We start from the raw sequence: 6,670 nt of genomic DNA, 5'->3' as shown, positions 1-6,670 counted from the left end.
TACGCGGAGTACGGAAGGTTGTTGGCGGGGATGTTCATGTTCACGGGGCGGATTTGGTTCTGTTGCGTGGGAGTTTGAATGTTCTTCTGGGTCCGACGTTGAGCGGGAAGACGTCTTTGATGCGTCTGATGGCGGGTCTTGATCGGCCGACGTCGGGGAGCGTTTTGTTCGACGGGGTGGATGTGACGGGTGTGCCGGTGCAGAAGCGCTCGGTTGCGATGGTGTACCAGCAGTTCATCAACTATCCCTCCTTGACGGTTTACGAGAACATTGCCTCGCCGCTGAGGATCGCGGGCGTGGATGGGGCGACGATCGATCGGGAGGTGCGGGCGGCGGCGGATCTGTTGCGGCTGTCGCCCTATCTTGATCGCACGCCGCTCAATCTTTCGGGTGGCCAGCAGCAGCGCACGGCGCTGGCGCGGGCGATCGTGAAGAAGGCGAAGCTGGTGCTGCTCGACGAGCCCTTGGCCAACCTCGACTACAAGCTGCGCGAGGAGTTGCGGGCGGAACTGCCGAAGATCTTTTCCGAATCCGGGGCGATCTTCGTCTATGCGACGACGGAACCGTCCGAGGCGCTGCTGCTCGGCGGCAACACGGCGACCTTGTCCGAGGGCCGCGTGACGCAGTTCGGACCGACGGTGGATGTCTATCGCCGCCCGGCCGATCTTGTGAGCGCCATGACCTTCTCGGACCCGCCGCTGAATGCGATCGCGGTGGAGAAGCGGGGCGGCCAGTTCGTCTCGGGCGGCGGCGCGGTGCTGCCGGTGCCGGCGCATCTTGCCCATATCGCGGACGGATCCTTTACGCTCGGCTTCCAGCCGCACCACGTGTCGCTGAAGGCCCCGGAAGGCCGGGGCTGCGCGCCGATCACGGGGCGCACGCTGGTCTCGGAGATCTCGGGCTCGGAAAGCTTCGTGCATGTGTCCTTTGCCGGCACGAGCCTTGTTCTTCTGGCGCACGGCATCCACGACATCGAGCCCGACCGGGAGATCACGCTGTTCGTGCATCTCGACCATCTCATGGCGTTTGCGCCGGACGGGCGTTCGGTCGAGGGGCCAGCGGCGAAAGCCGCGTGAACAAGGAATGCCGGCGACGGCGGCGTGAACAAGGAATGCCGGCGAAAGCCGCGTGAACAGGGCCAGCCGCGAAGGCGGCGTGAGGCAAGATGCCCGCGAAGGCGGCGCGAGGGAACGATGCCGGCGACAGCCGGTGAGGCGATGACCTGGCCGCGGCTGTCGTGGCGGGAGACGGGAACGGGACGGGCGAGGGCGCATCAAGACGCCGCCCCGGCCCTTTAAGGGAAGCAGGCGGCCGCCTTTGGGTGAGGTCGCAGGAGACGCGCGGCGAAAGACCCTCCTTGACGGGGCCTCGGGCGCGATTGGGAGGAACGATGGCGCGCATCACGCTGGATCATATCCGCCATGCCTACGGGATCCGTCCCTCGGCGCCGAAGGATTATGCGCTGAGGGAAGTGCATCACGAATGGGAAGATGGCGGGGCCTATGCGCTGCTGGGGCCGTCGGGCTGCGGCAAGACCACGCTGCTCAACATCATCTCGGGACTGGTGACGCCGTCGGAGGGCCGCATCCTGTTTGACGGGCGCGACGTGACGCGGGCCTCGACGGAAGCGCGCAACATCGCGCAGGTCTTCCAGTTCCCGGTGGTCTACGACACGATGACGGTCTACGACAATCTCGCCTTCCCGCTGCGCAACCGCGGCGTCGGCGAAGCCGAGGTCAAGCGCCGGGTCGAGGCGATCCTGGAGATGACGGGGCTTGCCGACCGGGCGCACCGCAAGGCGCAAGGGCTGACGGCGGACCAGAAGCAGAAGATCTCGCTGGGGCGCGGTCTCGTGCGTCCCGATGTCAGCGCGATCCTCTTCGACGAGCCGCTGACGGTGATCGACCCGCACATGAAGTGGCAGCTGAGATCGCAATTGAAGCGCCTGCACCGGCAGTTCGGCTACACCATGGTCTATGTGACGCATGACCAGACGGAAGCGCTGACCTTCGCCCACAAGGTGGTGGTGATGTATGACGGCGAGATCGTGCAGATCGGCACGCCGGCCGAACTCTTCGAGAAACCGAAGCATACCTTCGTCGGCTACTTCATCGGTTCGCCCGGCATGAACGTGCTGCCGATGCGGCTTGAGGGCAGCGAGGCGGTGATCGGCGAGGGCGCGGCGATCCGGCTGGAGGGCATCGATGCGCAAAGGGCGGGCAAGGCCGGCAAGCTGGAGTTCGGCATCCGTCCGGAGTTCGTGCGCATCGGCCGGGAGGGATATCCCCTTCAGGTGACGAAGGTGGAGGATCTCGGCCGCCAGAAGATCGTGCGGGGCGCCTTTGCGGGCCAGCCGATCACGGCGATTGTTGCCGAAGACGGGGAGGTGCCGGCCGATGCGCGGCTCACCTTCGATCCGGCCGGCATCAACATTTACGCCGACAGCTGGCTTATTGAACAGCAGGCCTGATCGGCCTGAGGGGGAGAATCCGGGATGGAGAAGACCTTTAACAACAAGGCCTGGTTCATGGTGCTGCCGGTGCTGGTGCTGGTGGCCTTCTCGGCGGTGATCCCGCTGATGACGGTGGTGAACTACTCGGTGCAGGACACGTTCGGCAACAACGAGTTCTTCTGGGCCGGGACGGAATGGTTCAGCCAAGTTCTGGACAGTTCGCGCTTCTGGGACGCGCTGTGGCGCAACCTCGCCTTCTCGGCGATCATTCTCCTGATCCAGATCCCGCTCGGCATCCTGATCGCGCTGAACATGCCGCGCCAGGGCATCTGGGTGCCGGTGTGCCTTGTTTTGATGGCGCTGCCGCTTCTGATCCCGTGGAACGTGGTGGGCACGATCTGGCAGCTTCTGTGCCGCGTCGATATCGGCCTGTTCGGCTCGTTGGTGACGAAGCTCGGCTTCTCCTACAATTACGCGGCCGATCCGGTGGATGCCTGGATCACGGTGGTGCTGATGGATGTGTGGCACTGGACGAGCCTTGTGGTGCTGCTGGCCTATGCCGGCCTCGTCTCGATCCCGGAGGCCTATTACCAGGCGGCCCGCATCGACGGTGCCTCGCGCCTTGCCGTGTTCCGCTACATCCAGCTGCCGAAGATGAAGCGGGTGCTTCTGATCGCCGTACTTTTGCGCTTCATGGACTCGTTCATGATCTACACCGAGCCCTTCGTGGTGACGGGCGGTGGCCCGGGCTCCTCGACGATGTTCCTGTCGATCGATCTCGTGAAGATGGCGGTCGGGCAGTTCGACCTTGGACCGGCCGCGGCCATGTCGATCATCTACTTCCTGATCGTGCTGCTTCTGTCCTGGGTGTTCTACACGGTGATGACGACGAGCGACGCCAAGGCTTGACGCGCTGGCGGATGCAAGAGGGGTGCGGGCCGGATCGGCCCGGCCCGGCCCGGCCCGGCAAGACGATGGCCAGACGACGACCAGACGACGACGACAGACGAGACCACGACCGGAGGACCCCATGAGCGTCGAGACCTCTTCCAGGAACGAGATGGCAGCCGGCCAGGCCAGTGCGTTGGCCAGTGCGCCGGCCAGTGCGTCGACCGGTGCGTCGGCGGCTGCCCATCCGGTGGTGACGGCGCGGGCCGAAAGGCGTGGCCTGAAGCTCGGCTTCCTCGTGCCGACCCTTTACATCCTGTTCCTGATGGTGCCGATCTACTGGCTGGTGAACCTCAGCTTCAAGACCAACACCGAGATCATGACCTCGGTGTCGCTGTGGCCGGCCGATCCGACCTTGAAGAACTACCAGGTGATCTTCTCCGATCCCTCCTGGTATACGGGCTACATCAACTCGATCCTTTATGTCGTGATGAACACGGTGATCTCGATCGCGGTGGCGCTGCCGGCGGCCTATGCCTTCTCGCGCTACCGGTTCCTGGGCGACAAGCACCTGTTCTTCTGGCTGCTCACCAACCGCATGGCGCCGCCGGCGGTGTTTGCACTGCCCTTCTTCCAGCTCTATTCGGCCTTCGGCCTGATCGACACGCACATTGCCGTGGCGCTCGCCCACTGCCTGTTCAACGTACCGCTCGCTGTCTGGATCCTCGAAGGCTTCATGTCGGGGGTTCCCAAAGAGATCGACGAGACGGCCTATATCGACGGCTATTCCTTCCCGAAATTCTTCGCGAAGATCTTCGTGCCGCTGATCGCGTCCGGCATCGGGGTGGCCGCCTTCTTCTGCTTCATGTTCTCCTGGGTCGAGCTTTTGATCGCGCGCACGCTGACGACGACGGATGCCAAGCCGATCGCGGCGACCATGACGCGCACGGTCTCGGCCATGGGGGTGGACTGGGGGCTTCTGGCGGCTGCGGGAACGCTGACGATCATTCCGGGCGCGCTCGTGATCTGGTTCGTGAGGAATTATATCGCCAAGGGCTTTGCGCTCGGTCGTGTGTGACGGGCGTGTGTGACGGGCGCGTGTGAAGACACTGGCAGGAGGATTTAAGATGGACTTTTCCTGGATGGCCTGGACGTTGCCGACGGCGGCGTTCTTCCTGACGATCCTTGGCCTTCTGGTGGCCATGGCGGTGTGGGAATATGCCTCGCCCGGTGGCAACCCGCGCGTGGGTGTGCTGCGGATCGAGACGACGCGGGGCGACCGCCTGTTCATCACGCTTTTGGGCTCTGCCTTCATTCATCTCGGCTTTCTGGGCTTTGTCGATGTCGACCTGTGGTGGGCGACGGTGGCAAGCCTGGTGTGGGCCGTGTTCGTGTTCCGCTTCGTCTGATCCGGCCTGTCCGGGGACGAAGCGGGAGGGGAAAGCCGGGAGGATGCGGGCCCTCGGGAGGGGCGGCGCCATCCGGTCACTGCAAACCATGCTCATCGCAACGGAGGAGAAACTATGCGAAAGCATCTACTGACAACGACGGCGGCCATGCTGCTCGCCTTTACCGGTTCGGCCTTTGCCGGCATGGACGAGGCCAAGCAGTTCCTGGACAAGGAAGTGGGGGATCTGTCCGCGCTCTCGCGCGCCGACCAGGAAAAGGAAATGCAGTGGTTCATCGACGCCGCCAAGCCGTTCAACGGCATGGAGATCAAGGTCGTCTCGGAAACCATCACCACGCATGAATATGAATCGAAGGTGCTCGCGCCGGCCTTTACCGCGATCACCGGCATCAAGGTCACCCATGACCTGATCGGCGAAGGCGACGTCGTGGAAAAGCTGCAGACCCAGATGCAGTCGGGCGAGAACATCTACGACGCCTATGTCAACGATTCGGACCTGATCGGCACCCACTGGCGCTACCAGCAGGCCCGTTCGCTGACCAAGTGGATGGAAAACGAAGGCAAGGACGTCACCAATCCCGGCCTCGACATCGACGACTTCATCGGCAAGTCCTTCACGACGGCACCGGACAAGGAACTCTACCAGCTGCCCGACCAGCAGTTCGCGAACCTCTACTGGTTCCGCTACGACTGGTTCAGCGACGAGAAGAACAAGGCCGACTTCAAGGCCAAGTACGGCTACGACCTCGGCGTGCCCGTCAACTGGTCGGCCTATGAGGACATTGCCGAATTCTTCACCGGTCGCGAGATCGACGGCAAGAAGGTCTATGGCCACATGGACTACGGCAAGAAGGACCCCTCGCTCGGCTGGCGCTTCACCGATGCGTGGCTGTCCATGGCCGGCAACGGCGACAAGGGCATCCCGAACGGCCTGCCGGTCGACGAATGGGGCATCAAGGTGGACGAGAACTCCCGTCCGGTCGGCTCGTGCGTGGCGCGCGGCGGTGACACCAACGGTCCCGCTTCCGTCTACTCGATCACCAAGTACCTGGAATGGCTGAAGGCCTATGCGCCGCCGGCCGCCCAGGGCATGACGTTTGGCGAAGCCGGTCCGATCCCCGCCCAGGGCGAAGTCGCCCAGCAGATCTTCTGGTACACGGTGTTCACCGCCGATACCGTCAAGGAAGGCCTGCCGGTCGTCAATGCCGACGGCACGCCGAAGTGGCGCATGGCCCCCAGCCCGCATGGCGTCTACTGGAAGGACGGCATGAAGCTCGGCTATCAGGATGCCGGTTCCTGGACGCTTTTGAAGTCCACCCCGGACGATCGCGCCAAGGCCGCCTGGCTCTATGCGCAGTTCGTGACCTCCAAGACCGTGGATGTGAAGAAGAGCCATGTGGGCCTGACCTTCATCCGCCAGTCGACGCTCGATCACCAGTCCTTCACCGATCGCGCGCCCAAGCTCGGCGGTCTCGTCGAGTTCTACCGCTCGCCGGCCCGCCTGCAGTGGTCGCCGACCGGCACGAACGTGCCTGATTATCCGAAGCTCGCCCAGCTGTGGTGGCAGGCGATCGGCGATGCGGCGTCCGGCGAAAAGACCCCGCAGGAAGCCATGGACTCGCTCTGCGCCGAGCAGGAAAAGGTCCTCGCCCGCCTCGAACGCGCCGGCGTCCTCGGCGATATCGGCCCGAAACTCGCCGAAGAGCACGATCTCGAATACTGGAACAAGGACGCCGTCTCCAAGGGCAACCTTGCACCCCAGCTCAAGATCGAAAACGAAAAGGAAAAGCCCATCACCGTCAACTACGACGAACTCGTCAAGTCCTGGCAGAAATAACAAACGCCACGACAACACCGACGACACACCGATGAGCAAAACAAGGCCGGCGCCAAAAACGCCGGCCTTGCCGCGTCAAGGGGGG

General features: G+C 63.7%; 6 protein-coding genes. All 6 read left to right on the top strand.

The window, feature by feature from the left end; genetic code table 11:
• On the top strand, positions 1-1,076 hold a 1,076-nt coding region (locus F3H41_RS21085; RefSeq protein ID WP_149740712.1), incomplete at its 5' end, for an ABC transporter ATP-binding protein.
• Between the two features lie 314 nt (positions 1,077-1,390).
• A complete protein-coding gene (locus F3H41_RS21080) occupies positions 1,391-2,470 on the top strand; it encodes an ABC transporter ATP-binding protein (protein ID WP_149740711.1) in 1,080 nt (359 codons plus the stop codon).
• Positions 2,471-2,494: 24 nt separating this feature from the next.
• A complete protein-coding gene (locus F3H41_RS21075) occupies positions 2,495-3,361 on the top strand; it encodes a sugar ABC transporter permease (protein WP_149740710.1) in 867 nt (288 codons plus the stop codon).
• Between the two features lie 304 nt (positions 3,362-3,665).
• On the top strand, positions 3,666-4,418 hold the full coding sequence (locus tag F3H41_RS21070) for a carbohydrate ABC transporter permease (protein WP_244616313.1): 753 nt from the start codon (positions 3,666-3,668) through the stop codon (positions 4,416-4,418).
• Positions 4,419-4,467: 49 nt separating this feature from the next.
• Entirely contained in the window at positions 4,468-4,749 is a 282-nt protein-coding gene (locus F3H41_RS21065; protein ID WP_149740709.1) for a DUF2160 domain-containing protein, read from the top strand.
• 114 nt (positions 4,750-4,863) lie between these two features.
• On the top strand, positions 4,864-6,585 hold the full coding sequence (locus F3H41_RS21060; RefSeq protein ID WP_149740708.1) for an ABC transporter substrate-binding protein: 1,722 nt from the start codon (positions 4,864-4,866) through the stop codon (positions 6,583-6,585).
• Positions 6,586-6,670: the final 85 nt, after the last annotated feature.

Origin of the sequence: Rhizobium sp. RU20A, assembly GCF_900155885.1 — a bacterium.
GTDB lineage: Bacteria > Pseudomonadota > Alphaproteobacteria > Rhizobiales > Rhizobiaceae > RU20A.
This window is presented reverse-complemented; position numbering and strand designations above follow the sequence as displayed.

Excerpts from the sequence above, each read along its gene's own strand:
- F3H41_RS21065 (WP_149740709.1), top strand. The coding sequence starts at position 4,468 with ATGGACTTTTCCTGGATGGCCTGGACGTTGCCGACGGCGGCGTTCTTC.
- F3H41_RS21060 (WP_149740708.1), top strand. The coding sequence starts at position 4,864 with ATGCGAAAGCATCTACTGACAACGACGGCGGCCATGCTGCTCGCCTTT.
- F3H41_RS21080 (WP_149740711.1), top strand. The coding sequence starts at position 1,391 with ATGGCGCGCATCACGCTGGATCATATCCGCCATGCCTACGGGATCCGT.
- F3H41_RS21075 (WP_149740710.1), top strand. The coding sequence starts at position 2,495 with ATGGAGAAGACCTTTAACAACAAGGCCTGGTTCATGGTGCTGCCGGTG.
- F3H41_RS21070 (WP_244616313.1), top strand. The coding sequence starts at position 3,666 with ATGGTGCCGATCTACTGGCTGGTGAACCTCAGCTTCAAGACCAACACC.